The sequence below is a fragment of the Demequina sp. genome, assembly GCF_047975725.1.
In the GTDB taxonomy this organism is placed as follows: domain Bacteria; phylum Actinomycetota; class Actinomycetes; order Actinomycetales; family Demequinaceae; genus Demequina.
Map to the genome: position 1 here is coordinate 32377 of NZ_JBKEED010000003.1, position 24603 is coordinate 56979.

Genomic DNA, 24603 nt, shown 5'->3' on the forward strand with positions numbered 1-24603 from the left:
CGCACCAGTGCAACCACGCAGGGGCCGTGAGCGTTCCCAGGTGTCGCTACGCGCCGAGGCGCCGTGCGGCGGAGGCCACTCCCAGCCACGAGTGCGGCACGCCGTCAAAGCACCATCCGAGCTTGGGTGCCCGCTGCGAGATCCAGATGGCGGGCACGCGCTTGTTGCCGCGAGTCGAGCCACTGAGCATGAAGCAGTGGTTCTTATGCAAGAACTCAGGGTGAGCGGCCATGATCGACAGACCTTCGGCGATGGTCAGGGGGCTGCGCTCGCGGCCTGCGATGACCGGGGCGGCGTCGCGCGGTGCGACGTTGCGGAACTCGTCGCCACGCTCGACATCGACGAGGAGGTAGACGGGGGAGTCGGGCACCCCGAGTTCTGGACGGGCGCGGTAGGGTGCGAGGCCCTCCTCGCCGTGGTTGCGATCGAGAATTCCCTCGCGCGACGAGGTTGTCAACCGCATGCCTGGCACGCGTGCCGCGGGATCGATGAGCCGATCCGTCACGACGGCGACGTATGGCAGGCGCCCCTCATGCGCATCGGCCTCATGGGACAGGGCCGATGCGCTGGCTCGCAACGGCGCGAAGAGGTCGGCGAATCGGGGCTCGTCGAGCCCTGCCAAGGCGGGCAGGCCCGCCGCGAGGAAGGCATCGATCTGGTGGTCAAGCAGGGTGGCGGTCATGGCGGCTCCTTGCGTTGTCGGCCCATCATGAACGCCCGGGTGCGTGCCGTTGTTCCTCGGTTGCTTCTCGTGGTCAGTGGCGCGGCGATCGCCCTCTAGACTATGGGCACGCCGGGACTGAGGTCCTAGCCCATGTGAGCGCCCCAAGGTGGGTGCACGCAGCCGTCTCGGAGGCGAGCTTCTCGCCCTGTCCACCGTCCCGGCCCGCGAGGAGTGATGTGATCGTCCTACTCGCACTCTTTGGAGCCCTGGCACTGGTGACGCCGCTCCTGGTCCGCCGCTGGGGCCGGTGGACCTTTGTCGCTCTCGCCCTGCTCCCCGCCGCTGGTGCGGTGTGGACCGCGCTGCAAGCGCCGCGCGCGCTGGGGGACAGCCCGCCGGCAACGGCGGTCGAGTGGATCCCCACGCTCGGGATGAGCCTGTCGTTCCGTATGGACGCGCTCAGTTGGGTCATGGCGCTGCTGGTTCTCGTGGTCGGCGCGCTCGTGCTGCTGTATTGCGCCTGGTACTTCACGGATGATGAGCCTGCGCTCGGCCGCTTCGCCGCCCTGCTGCTGGCCTTTGCTGGCGTGATGTTTGGGCTCGTGACCAGCAACGACATCATCGTGATGTTCATCTTCTGGGAAGCCACGAGCGTGTTGTCGTATCTGCTGATTGGGCACTACACGGGGCGGCGTGAGAGTCGCGGCGCCGCGTTGCAAGCCCTCCTGGTCACCACGACCGGTGGGCTGGCCATGTTCGTGGGGATCATTGTGCTGGTGGTGCACAGCGGCACCACCTCGATCGCCGCCATTGTCGCCGCGCCGCCGTCGCTCACCGACCCGCTCATCATCACGGCAGTGGTGTTGATCCTGATAGGCGCGATCTCCAAGAGCGCGCTCGTGCCGTTCCACTTCTGGTTGCCTGCCGCGATGGCCGCCCCCACCCCGGTGAGCGCCTACCTGCATGCCGCCGCGATGGTGAAGGCGGGCATCTACCTGATCGCGCGCCTCGCACCCGGGTACGCGGACATGCCGGGCTGGCGCGGTCTGCTCGTGACCGTGGGCGTGGCAACCATGCTCGTGGGCGGCTGGCGCTCGCTGCGCCAGACCGACCTCAAACTGCTGTTGGCCTACGGCACCGTGAGCCAGTTGGGCTTCCTGACGCTGGTCTTGGCGTTCGGCGAGCCCAACATCGCGCTCGCGGGACTCACCCTGCTCGTGGGCCACGCCGCGTTCAAGGCGACGCTATTCCTCGTGGTCGGCATCGTCGACCACGACACGGGCACCAGGGATATCCGCGAACTGTCGGGGCTTGGCCGGGCCAGGCCGGTGCTCGCTGGCGTCGCGGTGCTCGCCGCAGCCTCGATGGCTGGCCTTCCTCCACTGCTGGGCTTTGTCGCCAAGGAAGCGGTGTTCGCGACTCTCATTGAGCAGATTGCCTTGACACCCACATGGGCGTGGATCGCTCTCGTCGGAGCGGTGGTCGGTTCGATCTTCACGGTCGCCTACACCGCGCGATTCGTGTGGGGCGCCTTCGCGGCCAAGCCCGACATGGAGCCCACGGAGGTTCACTCCTCGGGCGCGGGGATGCTCGTTGCGCCCGCGCTGCTGAGCGGCTTTGGTGTGCTCACAGGGATCGCCCCCCAACTGCTCGAGCCGTATCTCGAGCCGTACGCGGACAGTTACGGGGAGGAACCCGACTATCACCTCGCGCTGTGGCACGGCCTCGAGCCTGCACTGGCCTTGACCGTCGTCGTCCTGGCTGTCGGTGGCGTGCTGTTCTGGCGCCGGGCCTCGGTGCTGCGCATGCAGGGCTACTTCCCCCGCGTGCCAGACGCCTCGCGCTCGTACAACTCCGTGGTGCGCGCCGTGAACTGGGCCGGTTTGGTCACCTCCCGCGCGCTCCAGCGTCGCGGCCTGCCCGGCTACCTGACCATGATCTTCGCGGTGTTCATCGCCTCCGTCGCGGCCTCCGCGATCGCCGGAGCAGACCTCGTCGGCTCGGTCATCGCGTGGGACTACCCGACCCAAGCGGTAGTGGCCGCGTTCATGATCGTCGCGGCCATCGCATCGGCCCTCGTGCGGCAGCGGTTTACCGCGGTGCTGCTGGTGGGCATGGTCGGCTACGGAATGGTGGCACTGTTCGGCATGCACGGTGCGCCCGACCTTGCGCTGACTCAGGCCCTCGTCGAGACCGTGACGCTGGTGGTGTTTGTGCTCGTGCTGCGACGCCTGCCGCACCGTATCGCCGAGCACAACGTGCCGCGCCACCGCCTGCTGCGCGCCGCGATCGGCATTGCTGTTGGCGTCGCGATGTCCGTCGTCGCGGTGGTCGCGCTGGGCTCGCGCACGTCCGAGCCCATCTCGAACGAACTGCCCGAGATGGCGCTCGTCGAGGGCCACGGACAAAACGTGGTCAACGTGCTGCTGGTGGACATTCGCGCCTGGGACACCATGGGTGAGATCGCCATGCTCGTCGCCGTGGCGACCGGTGTGGCCAGCCTGCTGTTTGTGACGGGCAGGGAAGGCTCAGAGCCGCGCCTGTCGCGGCCGTCCGAGGGCCTGTCTGTGCGCAGGCGCGGCGCGACCGCCAGCGCCGTCACCGAGCCCGCGATCACCGGGGCGATCACGACGATCGAGCCCGAGTCGTTCACCGCGGCGGGGGAGGAGCCACTCGACTTCTCCGCGGGAGACGACGAGGCCCCCACCCGCCGGTCGTGGTTGCTTGCCGGCCGCACGCTGTCGGCCGCCAACCGGTCGATTCTGCTCGAGGTGCTGGTGCGTTTCCTGTTCCATCCCGCGATGGTGGTCTCGGTGTACTTGCTGTTCGCGGGCCACAACGCGCCGGGCGGCGGCTTTGCCGGCGGCCTGCTCGCGGGGCTGGCGCTGCTCGCGCGCTACCTCGCCGGCGGGCGCTACGAGTTGGCCGAGGCCGCGCCCGTCGATGCTGGGCGCCTGCTCGGAGGAGGCATCCTGCTGGCTGCGGGCACGGCCGCTGGAGCCTTGCTCTTTGGCCAACAGGTGCTCGAGTCCACCTGGTTCGAGTACTCGTGGGGGCCGCTGTCGCTCAGCGCCGGCACCTCGACCCTGTTTGACATTGGCGTGTACCTGGTGGTTCTGGGCGTCTCGCTCGACATTCTGCGCAGCCTGGGCGCCCAGGTGGACCGCCACCAGCAGGACATTGCCGACGCCCGTGAGGAGGCCCGCTCATGAGCGCCTCGCTCTCGCTGATCCTGGTCATGGCAGTGCTGTATGCCACGGGTGTGTACGTGCTGCTTGAACGCAGCCTCACCCGCGTGCTCATTGGCTTCCTGCTGATCGGCAACGCGACCAACTTGCTGATCCTCATCATGAGCGGCCGGTCGGGTACGGCACCGTTCATGACTGAGGGAGCCGACCCCTCGACGTTCGCCGACCCTTTGCCGCAGGCGCTGATCCTCACGGCGATCGTCATCAACTTTGGTGTCACGGCCTTCCTCTTGGCCCTCATTTATCGCTCGTGGTGGCTGGCACGGCTGGGTGACCGCGGTGACACGGTGGTCACCGAGCACCAGGACGACCAGGACCTCGCGCAAGAGGTCTTCTCGACCACGAGCGAGGACGATGCGGCGCTCGCCCAGGCGCTCGGCGCCGGCCAGGAGGAGCTGGGGTCGGGTAGCGCCGATGCTGGGGCGGCCTCGGCGCCGGCCTCGGCGCCGGCCCCGGCGCCTGCCGAGGTGGCCCCAGCCCCTGCCGAGGTGACGCCGCGCGATGCCGACGACGAGGAGGACCGCTCATGACCGATGCGCTCGTGCCCCTCGTGGTGCTGTTGCCGCTCCTTGGTGCTGCGCTCGCGCTCGTCACCGGGCGCTTCCCTCGCCTTCAGGTGGTGATCAGTACGGGCACGCTCGTGGTGGTGACCGGGGTGGCGATCGCGTTGCTGCTCGTGGTCGATGCAGGCGGTCCAGCCGTGATCGAAGTGGGGGCCTGGCCTGCGCCGTGGGGCATCGTGCTCATGGTGGACCGCCTGAGCGCGATCATGCTCGTGGTGTCGTCTGTGGTGCTGCTCGCGGTGCTGTTGTACGCGGTGGGACAGGGTATTGCCGACGGAGACGGCGAGACCCCGGTGACGATCTTCCACCCCACGTACCTGATGCTCGCCGCGGGCTTGTCGGTCGCCTTCGTCGCGGGCGACCTGTTCAACCTGTACGTGGGCTTCGAGATTCTGCTGGGAGCGAGCTACGTGTTGCTCACGATCGGTGGCACCGGCGTGCGCATCCGCGCTGGCGTCACGTACATCGTCGTGAGCCTCGTGTCCTCGGTGTTCTTCCTTGCGGCGATTGGCCTGGTCTACGGCGCCACGGGCACCGTCAACATGGCGCACGTCGCGGTGAGGCTCGAGACCATCCCCGAGTCCACGGCCCTCATGCTCCACGTGATGCTGCTCCTCGCCTTCGGCATCAAGGCGGCGCTGTTCCCCATGTCGTTCTGGCTGCCCGACTCGTACCCCACCGCGCCAGCGCCGGTCACCGCCGTCTTCGCAGGTTTGCTGACCAAGGTGGGTGTGTACGCCATCATTCGCCTGGAGACCTTGCTGTTCCCGGACGAGGGCCCAGGCGGGGACCTCACCACGGCGTTGCTGTGGATAGGCCTGCTCACGATGATCATCGGCATTCTCGGTGCCGCCGTTCAGGCCGACATCAAGCGCCTGTTGTCGTTCACGCTTGTGAGCCACATCGGTTACATGGTGTTTGGCATCGGGCTCAGTTCGCAGTTGGGGCTCGCCGCCACCGTGTACTACATCGTCCACCACATCACCGTGCAGACCACCCTGTTCCTCGCGGTGGGCCTCATGGAACGCGTGGGTGACTCGACCTCCATTTCGCGCCTGTCGGGCATGCTCAAGGCCGCGCCGGTCATCGCGGTGCTGTTCTTCATCCCGGCCCTCAACCTGGGTGGCATCCCGCCGTTCTCGGGCTTCCTGGGAAAGACGGGGCTCTTGCTCGCGGGCGCCGAGGTGGGCGGCTGGGTCGTGTGGGTCGTGATCGGGGGAGCGGTCGCGACCTCGCTCATCACGCTCTACGCGCTCATGCGGGTGTGGAACCTCGCCTTCTGGCGGCCCAGCGGCGAGGTTGAGGAGGGTTACCGCTCGCACCTGACCGCCGCGCTGGTCGAGAGCCCGGAGATCGACGTCGCCTCCACGACCGCGAGCGAAACCCCGCGCCTGATGGTGGGAGTGACGACGGTGATGGTCGCCATCACCGTCGCGCTGACGCTGTTCGCCGGACCCCTGTTTGCGCTGAGCGACCGCACCGCCCAGGGAATCGGACAGCGCGAGCTGCTCATCTCCGCGGTGCTGCCACAGGAGGCCCGCGATGGCTAAGCGTGAGCGCCTCAAGGCAGTGCGTCAGGCACGCCGCTATCAGATCCCACTGCAGATCTCGCTCGTGGCACTGTGGATCTTCCTGTGGGGCACCTTCGACGTCACGACGTTGGTGTCTGGCGTGCTGCTCGCCGTGCTCGTGCCCCTCGTGTTCTACTTGCCGCCCATTGAGGCCAGCGGCCGGATCCATGTGGGCTGGCTGGCGTGGTTCATCGTCGTGCTGATGTGGGACATCACGCGATCATCTGTCATTGTCGCCGGCCAGGCACTCGGCATCGGCTATTCGCCCAAGGAGGCGATCATCGGGGTGCGCCTGCGCTCTCGCAGCGACCTCATCATGACGGCGACTGCCCAGGCGTCGACTCTGGTGCCCGGCACTCTCGTCATCGATGTCGACCGGGCGCGAGCCGAACTGTTCGTCCACGTGTTCTGCGTGACGTCCGACGAGGGCATCGACAAGGCTCGGCGGGAGGTGCTCGCCACCGAGGAGCGGCTCATCATGGCGATCGGTACGCGGGCCGAGGTGCGCAAGGTCCAACGTGACAGGGCCCGTGAGTCTCGCAGGAAGGTGACGCCATGACGGTGGTGCTGATGGCGACAGGCGCGATGTTCGCCTTCGCGGTGTTCGCCTCGCTGGTGAGGATCGTCCGTGGGCCCACCACGCTCGACCGGGTCATCGCGGCCGATGTGCTGACCGCTGCTCTCGTGTGCTGGCTGGGCGTGTGGATGGTCGCGAACAAGGACACGACGCTGATCCCTGTGCTGATTGCTCTGGCACTGTTTGCCGTGGTGGGCTCGGTGAGCACCGCACGGTTCATGGCGGGCAAGGAGGACAGCTAATGCTCGTGTGGACCGAGGGCGCTGGCCCCTTCACTGACCTGCTGGCCGCCGCGTTGATCTTGTTGGCGGGAGTGATGTCCCTTGCCGCCGGGGTGGGACTGCTGCGGTTTCCCGACACCATGCAGCGCCTGCACGCAGGCGCCAAGCCGCAGGTGCTCGGGGTAATCGTGATCTGCATCGCCATCGTGCTGCGCTCGCCCAGTTGGCCCACCGTCGCGCTGGCCTCGCTCGTGGTGGTCTTCCAGATGCTCACGCAGCCCATCGCGGCGCACATGGTGGGCCGCGCCGCGTATCGCGACACTGGGCTGGACCGCACTCACCTGGTACTCGACGAGATGGCCGAGGACGTCCGCGAGGCGGACCGTGCCGCTGAGCGCGGCCAGCGGCGACGTGGTCGGGCCTAGCGTCGCGCCTTGAGCGTCGGTCGCTCCCGCTAGGCTGGCCCACATGCGCATCCTGGTTACCGTCAAGCACACGCCAGACCTCCAGTCCCAGCGCTCGTTCACGGAAGGCCGCGTCACCCGCTCGGCGGAGGACGGCACCATGAACGAGCTCGACGAGCACGCCGTTGAGGCGGCGCTTCAGCTTGTCGAGGCCGCTGGTGAGGGAGAGGTCGTTGCCCTGACCGTGGGCGGCCCCGACGCCGTCGCGGCCGTGCGCAAGGCCCTTCAACTCGGCGCCCACCGTGCGCTGCACGTCAGCGACGAGGCGATCGGTGGTTCCGACGTGTTCGCGACCGCGAAGGTCATCGCGGCCGCCGTGCGCAAGGTGCATGAGGAGGCCCCGCTGGACCTCGTCATCACCGGTATGGCAGCGCTCGACGGTCTGACCTCGATGCTGCCGACGGCGCTCGCGGCCGAACTCGACTGGTCGCAGCTCACTCTCGCCTCTGGCCTCACCGTCGCCGACGGTCAGGCGAGCATCGTGCGCCACCTGCCCGACGCCCGCGAGACCGTCTCGGCGCCGCTGCCCGCCGTCGTGTCCGTGACGGACGAGGCGAACAAGCCTCGCTACCCCAACTTCAAGCTCATCATGGCCGCGCGCAAGGCCGAGATCCCCGTGTGGACCCTCGCGGACCTGGGCGTCGACGCCTCCGTCGTGGGCGCATTGGCCTCGCGTACGAGCGTCGTGGATGCCTCGCCGCGCCCTCCGCGCGAGAACCGAGTGAAAGTGACCGACACGGGAGACGCGGGCACGCAGTTGGCCGACTTCCTGATCGAGAAGGGGCTCGTATGAGCGTCGCAGTGCTGATTGACCACCGCGCAGGCGAGGTCACCCGTCCGTCCCTTGAGGCGCTCACGCTCGCCCGTGGGCTGGGAACTCCCATCGCCGTCTGGTTGGGTGCTACCCCGAGCGCCGATGCGGTGGCGGTGCTGGGCGAGTACGGCGCCAGTGAGGTGCGGGTCGCCGACATCGGCGACGATGCTCGTCACGTCGCCAAGGCGGCCGCCGCGATCGCCGCGGCCACCGAGGACGCCCCCGTGCTGATCGTCATCTCGACGTTCGTGACCAAGGAGATCGCGACCCGGTTGGCGTTGCTGACTGGCGCCGGTGTGGTGGTCGACGCGGCAGGTGCGGAACTGGTCGACGGGCACGTCGAGACCGTTCAGACCGTCTTCGCCGCGACCTGGAACGTCCGCACCCGGATCGAGTCCGAGCGCGCGATCGTGGGAGTGCGACCCAACACCACCATCGCGTCACCCGCGGCCGAGTCCGTGGTGCCAGCGGTGGTGACTGTCGAGGTGGACCTGCCCGAGGCCCGCGAGAGCATCGTCTCAGTCGCACCGATTGTCCAGAACGGCGGCGTCCCGCTGTCCGAGGCGCCGGTGGTCGTGTCAGGCGGTCGCGGCACGGGCGGCGACTACACGCTCGTGGCCGAGTTCGCCGAGCTGCTCGGCGGCGCCGTGGGTGCCTCGCGCGACGCGACCGACGAGGGCTGGATCAGCCACGAGCACATGGTGGGCCAGACCGGCACCACGGTGACGCCCGCGCTGTATGTCGCGGCAGGCATCTCCGGCGCAGTGCACCACCGCGGCGGAATGCAGGCCTCCGGCACCATCGTGTGCATCAACATGGACCCCGAGGCGCCGATCTTCGAGATCAGCGACTTTGGCGTGGTGGGCTCGCTTTTCGACGTGATTCCGCAGGCCATCGAGCGCATCAAGGAGCACCGCGGCGCCTGATCCGGCGCGGTGGGGCCGGAGCTACCGGTTCCTGGTGTCGATCGATGCCCCGAGCTCTTCCCACGCGTCGATCTCGCTCGCGAGAGCGGCGGCCTTGGCGCGTCCCTGGGTGATCGCGTGGCGGCCGGCGAGCAGGTGCAGCGGGGGAGTCTCGAGCGTGGTGAGCGCGACCATGGCCTGAGCGAGCGCATCGGGATCACCGGGCTGATTGCCCGGTAGGGCGTCGATGCGTTCCCAGTAGGGGTCCATGACCTCGGCGTAGTCGGGGTGACCGTCGTGCACCTTGGCCCCTGAGGGGATCCACTGGGACAGTACGGGGCCCGGCTCGATGATGCTCACCTTGATGCCCAGATGCGCGACCTCTTTGGCCAGCGATTCCATGAAGCCGGACGCTGCCCACTTGGACGCGCAGTAGTAGCCCATGCCTGCTGAGCCGCGCACGCCCGCGATCGACGAGACCGTGATGATGTGGCCCGAGCGGCGCTCACGCAGGTGAGGCAAGAAGGCGTGCGTGACGTGCGCGACGCCCCAGAAGTTCGCGTCGATGACGGCGCGTGCCTGGGCAGGGTCGGACTCCTCGATGGTTGCGAAGTAGCCGATCCCCGCGTTGTTGACCACGACGTCGACTCCGCCCGTGAGGCGTTCGGCGACCTCCGCTGCGGTGCGGACCGCGTCGGGATCCGTGACGTCCAAGGCGAGCGCGATGACCTTGCCGTCCGAGGAGGCGACGAGGTCCTCGAGCGTCTCGGGGCGGCGAGCGGTGGCGACCACCGTGTGACCCGCAGCCGCGGCGGCAGCGGCGGTGGCACGCCCAATTCCCGTCGAGCATCCGGTGATGAACCACGTGGCCATGTTTCCTCCTCGATCGACCTTCCGTCACGGTAACGCGTGGACCATGCAACACGGGCGACACGCAGGTTTCACCCAGAGTTTTCCTCGCTCCTGATGCGGGTGTCGGTCCCCGGCCCTAGCGTGGGATCAACCGGACAACCAGGGAGAATCCATGCGCCGTCGCACCGCCGCGTCCACCGTCCTGATCGCGTTGGGGGTGAGCGCACTGACGGCGCTCCCCGCCTCGGCCGCAGATCCGGGAGACCTGCTCATCTCGGAGTACATCGAGGGCTCGAGCAACAACAAGGCCGTCGAGATCTACAACGGCACGGGTGCTGCCGTGGATCTCGCGCCGTACACCCTGACGCAGCATTCGAACGGGTCGGCGAATACGTCGGTGACGTTCTCCCTTGATGGGACGCTCGCGGCCGGCGACACGTACGTGGTCGCGCACGCGGCCGCAGCGGCCCCGATTCTTGAGGTCGCTGACGAGACCACTGGCTCCGGCCTGTTCAATGGCGACGATGCGCTGGTGCTGCGCAACGGTGGCGCGGTGGTGGATTCCTTCGGTCAGGTGGGCGTCGATCCCGGGACTGAATGGCCTGGTGGAGGTCTCGACGACACGTTGCGCCGTCGGGCGAGCGTGTGCGCGGGAGACACCGAGCCCACGGATGCGTTTGACGCTTCACTCGAGTGGGACGCACTGGCACGGGACACCTTCGATGGCCTTGGCGTGCACGAGACGTCGTGCGACGGCGGGCCGGTCGTGGACGTCGCCCCGGCGGTGGCGTCGATAGCGCCCGCCGACGGTGCCGTGGGCGTGGGGGCCGATGCGGTGGTGGAGGTGGTCTTCACCGAACCCGTCGCGCTCGCTCCAGGCGCGATCACAGTGACGTGCTCCGCATCGGGAGTGCTGGACGGCACGGTTGCAGGCGGGCCGACCTCCTTCTCGTTTGTGCCGGCCTCACCTCTCGCGGCAGGCGAGGAATGTGCGGTGGCCGTGAGCGCATCGGCCGTGACGGATCTCGACGCCAACGACCCGCCGGACGCCATGGAGGGTGACGCGAGCGCGAGCTTCACGGTCGCTGCGGCGGGCGTCACGCGCATCGGCGATCTCCAAGGCACGGGTGACACGTCGCCTTACGTGGGCCAGACCGTCACCATCGAGGGCGTGGTGGTCGGCGACTACGAGGGTCCGGCGCCAACGCTGCGCGGGTTCTACGTGCAGTCGCGCGACGGCGACGTCGATGGCGACCCAGCGACGTCCGAGGGAGTCTTCGTCTACCAGGGAAGTCGCGACACGGTCGCGCTTGGAGACGTGGTCTCGGTGACCGGGCCGGTGGAGGAGTATCAGGGACAGACGCAGATGGGCTACACGACTGCCGTCGAGGTGCTCGAGTCGGGCGCGAGTGTGACGCCTGCGCCGGTGAGCCTGCCGTTCGAGGATGCCGCCCAGGCCGAACGCTACGAGGGCATGTCCGTGGTGTTCGAGCAGGAACTGTTCGTGACCGAGTTCTACCTGCTGGGAAGGTTTGGCGAGATCACGCTGTCCGGCGGTGACCGGCTGGACCAGCCCACCGCGGTGGTGGAGCCGGGCGCTCAAGCGAACGCGCTCCAGGCGGCCAACGATCTCAACCGCATCAAGCTCGACGACCTGTCCAACGCCCAGAACCCCGACCCGATCCTCTACGGGGGAGGAGCCGGCCCGCTGAGCGCCGACAACCCCCTGCGAGGCGGGGACTCGGTGACGGGGCTGACCGGCGTGATGACGTACACGTGGGCGGGCAACGCGGCCTCCGGCAATGCGTGGCGCGTGCGTCCCGCTGCTCCGGAGGCGGAGCTGCCGGTCTTCGAGTCGCACAACCCGCGGCCTGTGAGTGCGCCTGAGGTGGGCGGCTCGGTGAAGGTCGCGAGTTTCAACGTGCTCAACTACTTCCTGTCGATCGACGGGGTCGCCGATGCGTGTGGGCCCGTCGGATTTGAGCAGGACTGCCGCGGCGCGAACACGCCGTACGAGCCGCTGGGCCTGCCAGAGGACATCGAGCTGACGCGGCAAACCGACAAGCTGGTCGCGGCGCTGCTGGAGCTCGACGCTGACGTCATCGGCATCATGGAGATGGAGAACACCCCTGGTGTCGAGCCGCTCGCCGCGCTTGCCGAGCGGCTCAATGCCGCCGAGGGCACCGACACCTGGTCCTTCGTGGACACCGGCGTGGTGGGTACCGACGTGATCCGTGTGGGCGTGCTGTACGACTCCGCGGTGGTGTCGCCCGAGGGCGCGCACGCGGTGCTCGACGCGAGCACCTTCCCCGGTTTTGACGACGACAACAACCGGCCCTCGGTGGCGCAGTCGTTCTCGGAGGTCGCGACGGGGGAGACGTTCACGGTGGTGGTCAACCACTGGAAGTCCAAGGGCTGCGGCGATGCCACAGGGCTCGACGCCGACCAAGGTGATGGGGCCTCGTGCTGGAACGAGACGAGGACGGGGGCCGCGACGTCGCTCGTCGAGTGGCTCGCGACCTCGCCCACGGGCGTGGAGGACCCCGACGTGATGATCATCGGCGACCTCAACTCCTACGCGCAGGAGGACCCGATCGACGTGCTGCGCGAGGCCGGATACGTCGAGATGGGCGGCGGGGACTACTCGTACGTGTTCGACGGCCAGTGGGGCTCCCTCGACTACGTGTTCGCCTCCGCCTCACTTGCGGAACAGGTGACGGGCTCGGCCCACGTCCACATCAACGCGGACGAGGCGTCGGTACTCGACTACAACACCGACTTCAAGTCCGCCGCGCAGATCGAGTCGCTGTATGCGGCCGACTGGTACCGCACCTCGGACCACGACCCGGTGCTCGTGGGGCTCGACCTTGCCTCCGAGGTCGAGGTAGCGCCGTGCGCCGTGGACTACACGATTCACGGCCAGTGGCCGGGAGGGTTCATCTCGCAGGTGTGGCTCACCAATACCGGTGGTGAGCCGCTCAGCGCCTGGGAATTGGGATGGGAGTTCGCAGGTGACGAGCGCATCGTCAACCTGTGGAGCGGCAGCGGGTCCCAGGACGGGGCCTCCGTCACGGTCGGCAGCCTGCCGTGGAACGCGGTGGTGCAGCCGGGCGGGTCGGTGACGTTCGGCTTCGTGGGCGTGACGACGGCGGGTGCGCTGCCGGTCGACTCGTTCACGCTAGGGGGAGTGCCCTGCGGCGGCTGACCCCCCATCGCGTCCCCCGCTCCTTCCCCGTCAAATGGATCCATTTTCATCGTGAACGGGCGCCACTTCCGCGCCAAATGGATCCATTTGACGGGCTAGGGTGAGGAATATGTCCCCCCACTACCTCGACCACGCCGCGACCACGCCGATGCTCGAGAGCGCACGCATGGCGTACGTCGAGGAGCTCAGCAGAGTGGGGAACCCGTCGGCGCTGCACAAGTCCGGCAGGCTCGCGCGCTCGATCGTCGAGGACGCGCGCGAGCGCATGGCCGCGGCACTCGGCGCCCACGCCACCGAGGTGATCTGGACCTCCGGAGGCACGGAGGCGGACAACATTGCGATCAAGGGCCTGTACTGGGCGCGTCACCAGGCCGACCCACGGCGCACGCGGATTGTGACCACCGCGATCGAGCACCACGCGGGACTCGACCCGGCGCACTGGCTCGAGGCGGAGCACGGAGCGACCACAGTCGTGCTGCCGGTCAGCCGCGAGGGGATCGTCGATCTCGACGCCCTGCGTGCGGAGGTCGCGGAGAACTTTGACCAGATCGCGCTGATCTCCGTGATGTGGGCCAACAACGAGGTGGGCGCTCTTCAGCCCATCCGCGACATCGTCAATATCGCGACGGAGCACGACATCCCCGTTCACGCCGATGCGGTCCAGGCCGTGGGCCACGTGCCGGTTGACTTCCGCGCGTCCGGGCTCGCGACCATGGCGGTGAGTGCTCACAAGCTGGGCGGTCCCGTGGGTGTCGGCGTGCTCGTCGCACGTCGTGACCTCGCCATCACCCCGCTCACTCACGGAGGCGGGCAGGAGAGGAAGATCCGCTCGGGCACGCTCAACGCGGCGGGCTTCCACGCAGCATCGGTCGCCGCCCAAGAGGCGGTGGACACGCTCGAGAAGGAAGCCCAGCGCTTGGGCGCTCTCCAGCGTCAACTCGTCGACCGGGTGCGCCACGCAGTGCCCGACGCAGTGCTGTCCGGTCCCGAGCCGGGCCCCGAGCGTCTCCCGGGCAACGTGCACTTTGTGTTCCCCGGCTGCGCGGCTGAGGCGATGATGTTTGTGCTCGACTCACACGGCGTCGAGGCCTCCAACGGTTCGGCGTGCACGGCCGGCGTCGCGCAGGCCAGCCACGTCTTGATTGCGATGGGGCGCTCCGAGCGCGACGCGGCATCGACCATGCGCTTCTCGCTGGGCCACACCACCACGCAGGACGACATCGACGCGCTTGTCGAAGTGCTACCCGAAGCCGTCGCCCGTGCCCGCAGGGTCGCGGGGACCTTCGATTCGAGCGTCTTCGGCTGACCCGCGCGGCGGCCTGGCGACGGCGGGTCAATCTGCGAGCATCGGAGCATGGACAAGCCACTGGACCGACTCGCCAACATCCGAGACCTTGCCGATGCGGCGCCAGGGCTGCGAGCAGGCGTCGCCTATCGCTCTGACGCCCCGCTCGCAGGGGACGCCGTTCCCACGGGCCTTGAGGTGTGGCCCCCGAGGACGGTGCTCGACCTGCGCGGTCGCGGTGAGAAGCACCCCGAGCACCCGCTCGGCGGCGACGCGACGGTCATCGACATCGACATCCTCGCGGCCGCCAACCTCGTGGGCGAGGCCGCGCGGACCACGCTGTCGTCCCTCGCCGAGCTGTACTCCATGATGATTGGGCCGCAGACCGCTCCCGGGCTGGTGCGCGTGGTCCGCGAGGTGGCCACCGACGACGGCCCAGTGTTGTTCCACTGCTCCGCGGGTAAGGACCGCACGGGGGTCTCCGCGGCGCTGATGCTGCGGCTGCTCGACGTCGACCGCGATCGCGTGGTGGCCGACTACGCGCGCACCCAGGCGAACATGCCCGGAGTGATCGGCCGGATGCTGGGCGGCATGCCGGACAAGGTCGCCGACACACCGCTGGCGGCGGTGCCGCGCGAGGTACTCGAGGCGCCGGCCGAGGCCATCCAGGCGGTCCTCGACGTGTGGGACGAGCACGACGGCGGTGTCGAGGGCTGGTATCTCGCCAACGGAGGAGACCGCGAGACTCTCGATGCGCTGCGGGCCAGGCTCCTCGCCTAAGCCCGGGGAGGGGCGAGATCGCGGGAGCCGCGTACCATAGACGGGTTCCCGGGAGAGGTGGCCTATGCGCGTGCTAGCGGCACTATCCGGCGGAGTCGACTCCGCCGTGGCGGCTGCGCGCGCCCTTGACGCGGGTCACGACGTGGTCGGCGTGCACATGGCGCTCAGCCGCAACCGTGATGAGTTCCGCTCTGGCTCGCGCGGGTGCTGCTCGATCGAAGACAGCAACGACGCCCGGCGCGCAGCCGACAAGCTCGGCATCCCGTACTACGTGTGGGACCTGTCCGACGAGTTCCATGACACGGTCGTCAAGGACTTCCTCGACGAGTACGCGGCCGGGCGCACCCCCAACCCGTGCGTGCGCTGTAATGAGCACATCAAGTTCGACACGCTGCTCGAGCGCGCGCAGGCCCTGGGCTTCGACGCGGTCTGCACCGGTCACTACGCGCGGATCGAGCTGCGCGACGACGGTGTGCGAGAGCTCCACCGAGCGGCAGACCCCGACAAGGACCAGTCATACGTGCTGGCCGTCATGGGCCCCGACAAGCTCGCGCGCTCGATGTTCCCGCTCGGCACGGCACAGTCCAAGTCGCAGGTGCGTGCGGAGGCAGCGGCTCGCGGCCTCGGTGTGAGCACCAAGCCGGACTCCTACGACATCTGCTTTGTGGCCGACGGCGACACCAAGGGCTTCTTGCAGCGCTCGCTCGGCGCGCAGCCAGGCGACATCGTCGACGAAAGTGGCGTGACGGTCGGCCAGCACGACGGCGCCTACGCCTACACGGTGGGTCAGCGCCGCGGACTCGGCATTGGCCGGCCTGCTCCCGACGGCGCGCCGCGCTACGTCACCGAGGTGGACACCACCCGCAACGTCGTGACGGTCGGTCCCGAGACCCTGCTGTCCGTGACGCGCCTGGTGGGGGAGAGGGCCGTGTGGCTCGCCCCCGACGTCCCTGCCACCGAGCCGGTCCGATGCGCCGCGCAGGTCCGTGCGCACGGCACCCCTGTCGACGCGACCGTCGTGCGCAACGGCGACACCTTCGAGGTGGTGCTCGACGAGCCGATGCGCGGGGTGGCCGCCGGGCAATCTCTCGTCGTGTACTCGGGCACCAGGGTGCTCGGCCAGGCGACCATCGCCGCACGGCGCACCTGACAGCGGTACCCGGCCCGCGCATCGGCCCGATGCGCCCCTGGCCACTGGCGTGAATCCTGGGTGACCGAGCGGCCCTCGCACGAGGCTGATCGTAACGTTTTGACCCCGACATGTAACGGTTCGGTATCGAAACGTTTTGAATGGCCGTTTTCGATTGACACCCCCGGCGCCCGGGCATAGTTTGATGGCGATTCGTGGGAGCGCTCTCACGCAGGGGAGAGCGCTCTCGCGAATTGAAAGCAGACCCTTATCACAAAGGAGTGGACGTGAGCTTGACGCGACGTAAGAAGGCGCTAGCACTCACCGCAGGTGCAGCGATCTTCGCCCTGACCCTGGCCGGCTGTTCGGATGACGCCGAGGCCCCCGGCGACGACCCGACGACCGAGAACACCGCGGACGGCGGTGAGACGGCCGATGCTGAGCCCGTCTCGCTGACCATCGCGACGTTCAACACGCCGGGCCTGTCGGACTCGGAGAACGACGCCGACTACCAGTACGACCTCATCGAGGAGTACATGGAACTCAACCCCCACGTGACGATCACCTACAACCGCGCTGCGGAGTCCGGTGACGCCCGTGAGAACTTCTTCACCAAGCTCGGCCCCGGCGGACTCGCCGACATCGAGATGGTGGAGGTTGACTGGATGCCCGAGGTGATGCAGTACTCGGACCTCCTCGCTGACCTGTCCAGCGCTGACGTCGAGGGCCGCTGGCTCGAGTACGTCGAGGCTGCTGCCACCGACGCCGACGGCCGCCTCATTGGCTACGGCACCGACATTGGCCCTCAGGGCGTGTGCTACCGCGAGTCGCTGTTCGAAGAGGCCGGTCTGCCGACCGACCCCGAAGAGGTCGCGGCGCTGCTTGACGGCGACTGGGCCAACTTCTTCTCGGTCGGCGACGACTACGTTGAGGGCTCGGGCGGCAAGGCATTCTTCGACTCTGCCTCCGGTGTGTGGCAGGGCATGGTCAACCAGCTCGGAGTGGCCTACGAAGACGAGGCCTCCGGCGAGATCGTTGCGCTCGACAACGCTGACGTGAAGGCGGCCTACGACCAGCTCACGGCTGCGTCGCAGACGCAGTCCTCGCACTTCGGCCAGTGGTCCGAGGACTGGTTCGCCGGTCTGTCCAACGGTGCCTACGCGACCATGCTGTGCCCGCCGTGGATGCTCGGTGTGATCGAGGGCAACGCCCCCGACACCACCGACTGGAACCTCGCCAACGTCTACCCGAACGGTGGCGGTAACTGGGGTGGTTCGTGGCTGACGGTGCCCGCCAACGGCGCCAACGTCGAAGAGGCAACCAAGCTGGCCGCATGGCTGACTGCCCCCGAGCAGCAGGCCAAGGCCTTCGCCAACGCAGGCACCTACCCCTCGCAGGTCGACGCTTACGACCTGCCTGAGGTCTCCGGCGCCGTCAACGCGTTCTTCAACGACGCTCCCATCGGCGAGATCTTCGCCGACCGCGCCGAGGCAGTGGTTCCCTCCCCGTTCAAGGGCGAGTTCTACTTCCAGGTGAACGACGCGATCAACAACGCACTGACCCGCGTGGAGGACGGCACGGATGACCCGGCCGCCTCGTGGGACAAGGCCGTCGCCGACATTGAGGCGATCGGCTAACACCGATGCATGAGGTCCGGGCCGCCTCCACCTGGGGGCGGCCCGGACACTCGCATCCCTGCGACTGATCCGCGAAGGAAACTCATGGCATCGACAACCGACATCGAAACCCCCGCTCGCGCCGAGTACACCTGGCGACAGCGGCTGGGGCGCTGGGACGTCAAGTACTCCCCGTATCTCTACATCGCGCCCTTCTTCATCATCTTTGCGCTCACGGGCCTGTTCCCGATCATCTACACCGCAGTGATCTCGGTGATGGACTGGGACACCATCCGTAACTCCGGTGAGTACATCGGCTTCGAGAACTTCGAGTTCGTGCTGAACGACCGAAAGTTCTGGGTGTCATTGCGCAACACCTTCTCCATCTTCTTGCTGTCCTCGATCCCTCAGCTGATCCTCGCGACGTTCATCGCCGCGATGCTCGACCATCACCTCAAGGCAAAGACGTTCTGGCGCATGGGTGTCCTGCTGCCGTACGTCGTGATGCCGGTCGCCGTCGCGCTGATCTTCTCGCAGCTGTTCGCGGACGAGTACGGATTGTTCAACCACTGGCTTGGCTACATCGGTATTGAACCCATCCAGTGGCACAAGGAAGTTCTGCCGTCGCACTGGGCGATCGCCACGATGGTCAATTTCAGGTGGACGGGCTACAACGCCCTGATCCTGCTCGCGGCCATGCAGGCCATTCCGAACGAGTTGTACGAAGCTTCCGCTCTCGACGGCGCAGGCAAGATGCGCCGGTTCTTCTCGATCACGCTTCCCCAGATTCGCCCCACCGCGATCTTCGTGATCATCACGTCGACCATCGGTGGACTTCAGATCTTCGACGAGCCACGCATGTTCGACTCTGCCGGCAACGGCGGAGCGGACCAACAGTGGCTCACGATCACCATGTACATGTACAACACGGGATGGGGTGAGCTGAACTTTGGGCGTGCATCTGCCATCGCGTGGCTGCTGTTCCTCATCATCGTCGTCTTCGGTCTGCTGAACTTCTGGCTGACGCGACGCCTCATCTCGTCCGACTCTTCTGGGGGCAAGTAATGGCGCTCCGTACTAAGGCCTCTGTCCAGCTCAACCGCCCAGGGTGGTTCGTCTACACCTCGCTCGTGATTGTGCTGGTGGCGTCGCTGTTCCCGTTCTACTGGTCATTCCTGATCGGCTCCGGTGACGCGAGCACCATTCGCGACCCCAACATGTCGTGGTGGCCAGGCGGCAACTTCATCGAGAACGCGCAGACCGTCATCAACAACCCTGCGGTCAACTTCTGGAAGGCGTTGTCGAACTCGGTCATCGTCTCGGTCACGGTCTCGACCACCACCGTGGTGCTGTCGATGCTCGCCGGCTTCGCCTTCGCCAAGCTGCGCTTCAAGGGCAACGGCGTGCTGTTCGTGGCGGTCATCGCCACGATGGCGGTGCCCGTGCAGTTGGGCGTGGTCCCGCTGTACATCCTGATGTCGCAGTACGGGTGGACGGGCACCCTTGGGGCCGTCATCATCCCCGCGTTGGTCACGGCGTTTGGCGTGTTCTGGATGACGCAGTACCTCCAGCAGTCGCTTCCCTCGGAACTCATCGAGGCGGCGCGTGTGGACGGGTGCAACATGCTGCGCACGTTCTGGCACGTGGGCGTCCCCGCCGCTCGCCCGGCAGCGGCCATGCTGTTCCTGTTCACCTTCGTGGCGAGCTGGAACAACTTCTTCTGGCCGTTCATCGTGCTCGACCAGTCCAACCCCACCCTTCCCGTGGCGCTGTCGATGCTCCAGGCGAACTACTTCGTGGACTACTCGTTGGTCCTGGCAGGAGTCCTCTTGGCGACGGTTCCGCTGCTGATACTGTTCATTTTCACCGGCCGCCAGCTCGTGTCGGGCATTATGCAGGGCGCAGTGAAGGGGTAACGCATGACGCACGTCCCCAGCGTTGATCCAGCGTCGGATCAGCGTGAGTCGCACGCGGCACCCTTTGGGGTGCGCCGCGTCGGCAGGGACGGTTCCCGGGTCGCCCCCACCCTTGAGGCGGTGGCGGCCCGGGCAGGCGTGTCTCGCGCGACCGTGTCGCGCGTGGTCAACGGCTCGCCCAAGGTCCACCCGGATTCGGCGCAGGCCGTTCAGAAGGCCATTGACGAACTCGGCTATGTGCCCAACCGTGCGGCTCGGTCGCTCGCGAGTCAGCAGTCGCACGCCATTGCGCTCGTCGTGCCAGAGGACATCACCCGGTTCCTGGGCGACGTGTACTTCGCGATGATCGTCAAGGGCGTCAACGACCGGCTCGAGCAGTCGGACTACGTGCTGAGCCTCATGGTCGCGTCGCAGGCGCCGGAGGGCAAACTGCTGCGCTACCTCGCAGGAGGCGCCGTTGACGGGGTCGTGGTGGTCTCGCACCACACGAGCAACCACTCGTTGCGCCAGATCGGCAACTTGATGCCGATGGTGTTCGGTGGACGCTCGGCCATCCCTGGCCTCGACGCCTACGTGGTGGACGTCAACAACGTGGCCGGCGGCGCCACAGCGACGCAGCACCTGATCGACCGCGGCTGCCGCAATATCGCGACCATCTCGGGCCCGCTGTCCATGCAAAGTTCGCTCGACCGCGTCGAGGGCTGGAGGCGGACGCTCCACGAGGCGGACCTGCGGCCCGGTCCCGTGATTGACGGCGACTTCTCGATGCTGGGGGGCTCACGCGCCATGCGCGAGTTGCTGGATACGCACCCCGAGGTTGACGGGGTTTTCATCGCCTCTGACCTCATGGCATCCGGAGCGATGCCTGTGGCGCTGGACCGCGGCATTGCGATCCCTGACCAGTTGGCCATTGTCGGCTTCGACGACAGCCCTGCGGGTGCGACCTGCGAGGTCCCGCTCACGACCGTGCGCCAGCCCGCTGAAGACATGGGCCGCGAAATGGTCGACATTCTGCTCGCGGTGCTCGCAGGGGATGCGGACAAGCCGCGCACGACCATCATGCCCACCACGTTGGTCGTGCGGGAGTCCGCCTAGGACTCCCGCGCTCCACCCCCTTCACAAGTCAAATGGATCCATTTGACGCGAACTGAGCCACCCCTTCCCACGCAAATGGATCCATTTGACGGGAAGGAGGGAGCGGGGCGGGGCGGGGCGGGGGCGGGGGTGGGGATGAGCGAGCGGGCCGGAGCCTTGCTTCAGGGGGCCTCGAGGCGACCCAGGCCCGGGCCCAGCAGTCCCCATGCACGCTCGGCTATCTCCGCACGTTGCGCGCGCGGCGCGTGCGACAGGAACATCGCCACCATGCCGAGCGCAAGCATGAGGTCGTCCGAGGTGGTGCCCGGCGCGACGGCACCGGACTCACTGGCCTGAGCCCACTTGTCGGCGAGTACGGCGCGCAGTCGCGCGTCGTACTCCTGAACCCGCGCATCGGCCCTGGCGACGATAATCGTCTCGATGAAGGCCGCCGCGCCTTGTGCCTGGTAGGTGGCGAGGTCAACGACATCGCGCAGGGTTGATCCCGGGCGTGCGGCGAGTGCCTCCAGCTCGACCAGGTTCTCCTCGAAGACCGCCACCGCGAGCGCCGTCCGGTCGGGAAAGTGGCGGTACAGGCTGCCCTGGCCGACGCCGGCCTTGCGGGCGACTGCCGACAGGGGAGCGTCGAGTCCGCGCTCGTCAAAGACCGCCCTCGCGGCCGCGATCAGAGCGGCGCGATTCTCGGGCCCTGCCACGGGGCCGCGGTTGGTCTTCGGGACCTTAGTCACGTGCCTAGACTAGTGACCGGACAAGGTTGTCCGGTCAAAAATGCTTGTTGGGAGGCTTGCAGATGGCACATCAGGAGTGGGACGAGGAAGTCGACCTCCTCGTCGCAGGATCAGGGGCGGCCGCCATCAGCGCCGCCATCGCGGGTGCAGATGAGAAGCTCAGCGTTCTCGTCGTCGAAAGCACCGACAAATGGGGAGGCACTACCGCCATCAGCGGCGGCGGCCTGTGGATGCCGGCCCACCCCGACATGGACAAGTTGGGCAAGCACGACTCACCCGAGAAGGTCCGCGAGTACATGGACGTCACCATCGGCGACGTGGGCCCCGCATCGAGCCCCGAGCGCCGTGAGGCGTACATCGCCAACGTCCCCGTCGTCTACAACGAATGGAAGCGCCTGGGGATCCGCTGGGCCCTGAGCGCCGACTATCCGGACTACTACCCGGACAAGCCGGGCGGCATGGATGGCGGCCGCGCCATCGAGACCGAACCGTTCGACTCCAAGCTGCTCGGCGGCTGGTTCTCCGCCTCGCGCGCGCAACTGCCCGTGCCCATCAAGACCGACGACGTGTGGCTGCTGTCGCGCGCCTGGTCCAGCCGCACCGGCTTTGTGCGTGGCGCGCAGTTCGTGGGCCGCACGCTCAAGGGCGTAGTGGCCGGCAAGAAGTACTACGGCTTTGGCGGCGCCTACATGGGCCACCTCATGAAGACGGCCATCGACCTGGGGGTCGAGGTACGACTGCGCACCCCCATTACCGCGGTCATCAAGGATGACGAGGGACGCGTCATTGGCGCCGAGGTGGCCAGCCCGGCCGGCGTCAAGCGCATCCGTACTCGTGCGGGCGTCATGCTCGGAACCGGCGGCTTCGCTCACCACAAGGAATGGCGCCTCAAGCACCACGGCATCGAGGGATACACCTCGGCGCCCGAGGGTGACACCGGTTCCGGCATTCAAGTGGGCATCGACGCTGGCGCGGACGTGGCGCTCATGGATGACGCCTGGTGGGGCGCCTCGATCCTCATGCCTGGCGGCCACGCGCAGTTCTCCGTGAACGAGCGTTCCGACCCGTACTCGATCATCGTGGATCAGTCGGGCCAGCGCTTTTGCAACGAGTCCGCGAGTTACATCGACGTGGGTCACGCTATCCTCGAGCGCGACAAGACCGTGCCTGCCATCCACTCGTGGATGATCACCGAGCGCCGTCACCACAAGAAGTTCCTTAACAACGCCGCGATCCAGGGCCTGTCGAAGCTCAAGAAGGCCGGCTCCGTGGTCGAGGCCGACACCATCGAGGAACTCGCATGGAAGCTCGGCATGGACGAGGACACCCTCAAGGCCACCGTCGCGCGCTTCAACGGCTTTTGCCGCACCGGCGTGGACGAGGACTTTGAGCGCGGCCGCACCGCCTACGACAACTACTACGGCGACCCGTCACTCAAGAACCCCAACCTCGGTCCCATCGAGAAGGGCCCGTTCCGCGCCTTCAAGATCGTCCCCGGCGACCTGGGGACCAAGGGTGGTTTGCTCACCGACGAGCACGCTCGCGTGCTCGACACCGCGGGCCAGCCCATCGAGGGGCTTTATGCGGCGGGCAACACCACCGCATCGGTCATGGGCCGCACCTACCCGGGTGCCGGCTCGACCATCGGTCCCGCGACCGTCTTCGGATTCGTGGGCGGCAAGCACGCCGCCGCCCGTGTCAACGCCGCCGTCTAGCGCGGCCGGAAGGAACACCTCATGTTTGGCAAGAAGGACAAGAACAGGGCCGATGCGGCAGCTGGCACCCCAGCGGAAGTCACCGGCGCATCGGCTGGCTCGGGCGAAGGCCTGACCGGGCTGAGCGGCGAATCCAAGGTTCAGGAATGGTTGGATCACCCGCAGGGTGGCCCGGTCATGAGGAACCTGCTCGCCGAGGCGGGCCAGAGCGCGGACCAGCTCGCCCCCGTCAAGCGCTTCTCAATGAACCGCTTGATAAAGATCAGTGGTGGGCGTTTCAGTCAGGAGCTGCTCGACCAGATGATCGAGCAGGCTGAGGCTGCCGCGGTGGGGGCCGAGGTCACGGCCACGGTGTCGGCCCCCACGCCCACGCCCGACAACGTCGCGCTGCCCATCCAGAGCATCCCCGAGTGGGACGAGAAGATCACGACGGCGCGCTTCGACGGCCAGACGGTCATCGTGACGGGAGCGGGGTCGGGTATCGGGCGCGCCACCGCCTCTCGGGTCGCTCGCGAAGGTGGGCGCGTGATCGCGGTGGACATTTCCGCGGAGCGCTTGGACGAGTTCAAGGACGCGCACCCCGGGCTCGCCATCGAGACGGTCACGGCCGACGTCACCAAGCAGCAAGACGTCGACCGGGTCATCGAGGTCGCGGGCGACGACATCCATGCCCTGGCAAATGTCGCGGGGATCATGGACAACATGACTCCCATCCACGAGGTGGACGACGCGGTGTGGGAGAGGGTCTTTGCGGTCAACGTCGAGGGCCTCATGCGGCTGTCGCGCGGAGTGATCGCCAAGATGCTCGAGGTGGGCAGGGGTTCCGTGGTGAACATCGCGTCGGAGGCTGGCCTGCGTGGCTCGGCCGCCGGCGTGGCCTACACGGCGTCCAAGCACGCCGTGGTGGGCATCACCAAGTCGTGCTCGTTCATGTACGCGCCGTACGGGTTGCGTGTCAACGCAGTCTCGCCCGGTCCCGTCATCACCAACATTGAGGCGAAGTTCGACTCGCCGCTGGCGCAGGACCGGTTGCACAACGCGATGGCCGTCATGCCCGCGCCGGTGGAGTCCGAGCAGCTCGCGGCCTCGATCACGTTCCTGCTGTCCGATGACTCGGTCAACCTGTCAGGCGTGGTGTTGCCCTCTGACGGTGGGTGGCACGCGATCTAACCACGCGCCTACTTTCCGTCAGATGGATCCATTTGACGGAAAGTAGGCCGCCCCGTCCCACGCAAATGGATCCATTTGACGGGAA

At 67.5% G+C, this 24603-nt stretch carries 21 protein-coding genes; 18 read left to right on the forward strand and 3 right to left on the reverse strand.

The genetic code is table 11. The features are described 5' to 3' along the window. Window positions 1-46 precede the first annotated feature (46 nt). A complete protein-coding gene (locus ACK5NO_RS00305; protein WP_416810663.1) occupies window positions 47-682 on the reverse strand; it encodes a DUF5701 family protein in 636 nt (211 codons plus the stop codon). A gap of 218 nt (window positions 683-900) precedes the next feature. On the opposite strand from ACK5NO_RS00305, the gene ACK5NO_RS00310 reads away from it, so the two are divergent. Genes ACK5NO_RS00310 through ACK5NO_RS00345 form a run of 8 tightly spaced genes read left to right on the forward strand, consistent with a single transcriptional unit; the run spans window position 901 to window position 9048 of the window. After that, window positions 901-3876 carry a Na+/H+ antiporter subunit A gene (locus tag ACK5NO_RS00310; RefSeq protein WP_416810664.1) on the forward strand — a complete coding sequence of 992 codons (2976 nt, stop codon included), beginning with the start codon at window positions 901-903 and terminating at the stop codon, window positions 3874-3876. After that, the gene (locus ACK5NO_RS00315; RefSeq protein WP_416810665.1) at window positions 3873-4442 is read left to right on the forward strand and encodes a Na(+)/H(+) antiporter subunit C; all 570 of its coding nucleotides are present in this window, start codon (window positions 3873-3875) and stop codon (window positions 4440-4442) included. Before ACK5NO_RS00310 ends, ACK5NO_RS00315 begins: the two co-directional genes overlap by 4 nt. After that, entirely contained in the window at window positions 4439-6025 is a 1587-nt protein-coding gene (locus ACK5NO_RS00320) for a Na+/H+ antiporter subunit D (protein WP_416810666.1), read from the forward strand. Before ACK5NO_RS00315 ends, ACK5NO_RS00320 begins: the two co-directional genes overlap by 4 nt. Next, window positions 6018-6605: a Na+/H+ antiporter subunit E gene (locus ACK5NO_RS00325; RefSeq protein WP_416810667.1), complete on the forward strand. Its 588-nt coding sequence runs from the start codon at window positions 6018-6020 to the stop codon at window positions 6603-6605. The genes ACK5NO_RS00320 and ACK5NO_RS00325 overlap by 8 nt, the downstream gene beginning before the upstream one ends. Continuing rightward, window positions 6602-6865 carry a monovalent cation/H+ antiporter complex subunit F gene (locus tag ACK5NO_RS00330; RefSeq protein ID WP_416810668.1) on the forward strand — a complete coding sequence of 88 codons (264 nt, stop codon included), beginning with the start codon at window positions 6602-6604 and terminating at the stop codon, window positions 6863-6865. The genes ACK5NO_RS00325 and ACK5NO_RS00330 overlap by 4 nt, the downstream gene beginning before the upstream one ends. Next, a complete protein-coding gene (mnhG, locus tag ACK5NO_RS00335) occupies window positions 6865-7269 on the forward strand; it encodes a monovalent cation/H(+) antiporter subunit G (protein WP_416810669.1) in 405 nt (134 codons plus the stop codon). The genes ACK5NO_RS00330 and mnhG overlap by 1 nt, the downstream gene beginning before the upstream one ends. Window positions 7270-7312: 43 nt before the next feature. Continuing rightward, window positions 7313-8101, forward strand: coding sequence for an electron transfer flavoprotein subunit beta/FixA family protein (locus tag ACK5NO_RS00340; RefSeq protein ID WP_416810670.1), 789 nt, complete (start codon window positions 7313-7315; stop codon window positions 8099-8101). Beyond that, a complete protein-coding gene (locus tag ACK5NO_RS00345; protein ID WP_416810671.1) occupies window positions 8098-9048 on the forward strand; it encodes an electron transfer flavoprotein subunit alpha/FixB family protein in 951 nt (316 codons plus the stop codon). The genes ACK5NO_RS00340 and ACK5NO_RS00345 overlap by 4 nt, the downstream gene beginning before the upstream one ends. A 21-nt stretch (window positions 9049-9069) precedes the next feature. Here ACK5NO_RS00345 and ACK5NO_RS00350 read toward each other — a convergent pair whose 3' ends face one another. Continuing rightward, window positions 9070-9900 (reverse strand): oxidoreductase, encoded by an 831-nt coding sequence (locus ACK5NO_RS00350; RefSeq protein ID WP_416810672.1) that lies wholly within the window; start codon window positions 9898-9900, stop codon window positions 9070-9072. Window positions 9901-10051: 151 nt separating this feature from the next. Between ACK5NO_RS00350 and ACK5NO_RS00355 the strand changes: the two genes are divergently transcribed. The 8 genes from ACK5NO_RS00355 to ACK5NO_RS00390 all read left to right on the forward strand — a co-directional run bounded on the left by ACK5NO_RS00355 (window position 10052) and on the right by ACK5NO_RS00390 (window position 20905). Further along, window positions 10052-13084: an ExeM/NucH family extracellular endonuclease gene (locus ACK5NO_RS00355; RefSeq protein ID WP_416810673.1), complete on the forward strand. Its 3033-nt coding sequence runs from the start codon at window positions 10052-10054 to the stop codon at window positions 13082-13084. 109 nt (window positions 13085-13193) lie between these two features. After that, complete coding sequence (locus ACK5NO_RS00360; RefSeq protein ID WP_416810674.1) at window positions 13194-14390, forward strand: cysteine desulfurase family protein; 1197 nt, start codon at window positions 13194-13196, stop codon at window positions 14388-14390. Between the two features lie 48 nt (window positions 14391-14438). Then, on the forward strand, window positions 14439-15149 hold the full coding sequence (locus tag ACK5NO_RS00365; RefSeq protein WP_416810675.1) for a tyrosine-protein phosphatase: 711 nt from the start codon (window positions 14439-14441) through the stop codon (window positions 15147-15149). 64 nt (window positions 15150-15213) lie between these two features. Further along, on the forward strand, window positions 15214-16299 hold the full coding sequence (mnmA, locus tag ACK5NO_RS00370) for a tRNA 2-thiouridine(34) synthase MnmA (protein WP_416810676.1): 1086 nt from the start codon (window positions 15214-15216) through the stop codon (window positions 16297-16299). A 266-nt stretch (window positions 16300-16565) separates the two neighbouring features. Next, window positions 16566-17915: an extracellular solute-binding protein gene (locus ACK5NO_RS00375; RefSeq protein ID WP_416810677.1), complete on the forward strand. Its 1350-nt coding sequence runs from the start codon at window positions 16566-16568 to the stop codon at window positions 17913-17915. An 84-nt stretch (window positions 17916-17999) separates the two neighbouring features. Continuing rightward, a complete protein-coding gene (locus tag ACK5NO_RS00380) occupies window positions 18000-18959 on the forward strand; it encodes a carbohydrate ABC transporter permease (protein ID WP_416810678.1) in 960 nt (319 codons plus the stop codon). Then, window positions 18959-19810 (forward strand): carbohydrate ABC transporter permease, encoded by an 852-nt coding sequence (locus ACK5NO_RS00385; RefSeq protein ID WP_416810679.1) that lies wholly within the window; start codon window positions 18959-18961, stop codon window positions 19808-19810. The genes ACK5NO_RS00380 and ACK5NO_RS00385 overlap by 1 nt, the downstream gene beginning before the upstream one ends. Window positions 19811-19813: 3 nt before the next feature. Next, window positions 19814-20905 carry a LacI family DNA-binding transcriptional regulator gene (locus tag ACK5NO_RS00390; RefSeq protein WP_416810680.1) on the forward strand — a complete coding sequence of 364 codons (1092 nt, stop codon included), beginning with the start codon at window positions 19814-19816 and terminating at the stop codon, window positions 20903-20905. A gap of 161 nt (window positions 20906-21066) precedes the next feature. Here the strand turns inward: ACK5NO_RS00390 and ACK5NO_RS00395 are convergent, their stop codons facing one another. Beyond that, window positions 21067-21633 carry a TetR/AcrR family transcriptional regulator gene (locus ACK5NO_RS00395; protein ID WP_416810681.1) on the reverse strand — a complete coding sequence of 189 codons (567 nt, stop codon included), beginning with the start codon at window positions 21631-21633 and terminating at the stop codon, window positions 21067-21069. Window positions 21634-21695: 62 nt separating this feature from the next. Here ACK5NO_RS00395 and ACK5NO_RS00400 point away from each other — a divergent pair, with 62 nt between their 5' ends. Further along, a complete protein-coding gene (locus ACK5NO_RS00400; protein ID WP_416810682.1) occupies window positions 21696-23348 on the forward strand; it encodes an FAD-binding protein in 1653 nt (550 codons plus the stop codon). Between the two features lie 21 nt (window positions 23349-23369). Then, entirely contained in the window at window positions 23370-24518 is a 1149-nt protein-coding gene (locus ACK5NO_RS00405; protein ID WP_416810683.1) for an SDR family NAD(P)-dependent oxidoreductase, read from the forward strand. Window positions 24519-24603 lie beyond the last annotated feature (85 nt).

Excerpts from the sequence above, each read along its gene's own strand:
- ACK5NO_RS00305 (WP_416810663.1), bottom strand. The coding sequence starts at position 682 with ATGACCGCCACCCTGCTTGACCACCAGATCGATGCCTTCCTCGCGGCG.
- ACK5NO_RS00315 (WP_416810665.1), top strand. The coding sequence starts at position 3,873 with ATGAGCGCCTCGCTCTCGCTGATCCTGGTCATGGCAGTGCTGTATGCC.
- ACK5NO_RS00320 (WP_416810666.1), top strand. The coding sequence starts at position 4,439 with ATGACCGATGCGCTCGTGCCCCTCGTGGTGCTGTTGCCGCTCCTTGGT.
- ACK5NO_RS00325 (WP_416810667.1), top strand. The coding sequence starts at position 6,018 with ATGGCTAAGCGTGAGCGCCTCAAGGCAGTGCGTCAGGCACGCCGCTAT.
- ACK5NO_RS00330 (WP_416810668.1), top strand. The coding sequence starts at position 6,602 with ATGACGGTGGTGCTGATGGCGACAGGCGCGATGTTCGCCTTCGCGGTG.
- mnhG (WP_416810669.1), top strand. The coding sequence starts at position 6,865 with ATGCTCGTGTGGACCGAGGGCGCTGGCCCCTTCACTGACCTGCTGGCC.
- ACK5NO_RS00340 (WP_416810670.1), top strand. The coding sequence starts at position 7,313 with ATGCGCATCCTGGTTACCGTCAAGCACACGCCAGACCTCCAGTCCCAG.
- ACK5NO_RS00345 (WP_416810671.1), top strand. The coding sequence starts at position 8,098 with ATGAGCGTCGCAGTGCTGATTGACCACCGCGCAGGCGAGGTCACCCGT.
- ACK5NO_RS00350 (WP_416810672.1), bottom strand. The coding sequence starts at position 9,900 with ATGGCCACGTGGTTCATCACCGGATGCTCGACGGGAATTGGGCGTGCC.
- ACK5NO_RS00355 (WP_416810673.1), top strand. The coding sequence starts at position 10,052 with ATGCGCCGTCGCACCGCCGCGTCCACCGTCCTGATCGCGTTGGGGGTG.
- ACK5NO_RS00360 (WP_416810674.1), top strand. The coding sequence starts at position 13,194 with ATGTCCCCCCACTACCTCGACCACGCCGCGACCACGCCGATGCTCGAG.
- ACK5NO_RS00365 (WP_416810675.1), top strand. The coding sequence starts at position 14,439 with ATGGACAAGCCACTGGACCGACTCGCCAACATCCGAGACCTTGCCGAT.
- mnmA (WP_416810676.1), top strand. The coding sequence starts at position 15,214 with ATGCGCGTGCTAGCGGCACTATCCGGCGGAGTCGACTCCGCCGTGGCG.
- ACK5NO_RS00380 (WP_416810678.1), top strand. The coding sequence starts at position 18,000 with ATGGCATCGACAACCGACATCGAAACCCCCGCTCGCGCCGAGTACACC.
- ACK5NO_RS00385 (WP_416810679.1), top strand. The coding sequence starts at position 18,959 with ATGGCGCTCCGTACTAAGGCCTCTGTCCAGCTCAACCGCCCAGGGTGG.
- ACK5NO_RS00390 (WP_416810680.1), top strand. The coding sequence starts at position 19,814 with ATGACGCACGTCCCCAGCGTTGATCCAGCGTCGGATCAGCGTGAGTCG.
- ACK5NO_RS00400 (WP_416810682.1), top strand. The coding sequence starts at position 21,696 with ATGGCACATCAGGAGTGGGACGAGGAAGTCGACCTCCTCGTCGCAGGA.
- ACK5NO_RS00405 (WP_416810683.1), top strand. The coding sequence starts at position 23,370 with ATGTTTGGCAAGAAGGACAAGAACAGGGCCGATGCGGCAGCTGGCACC.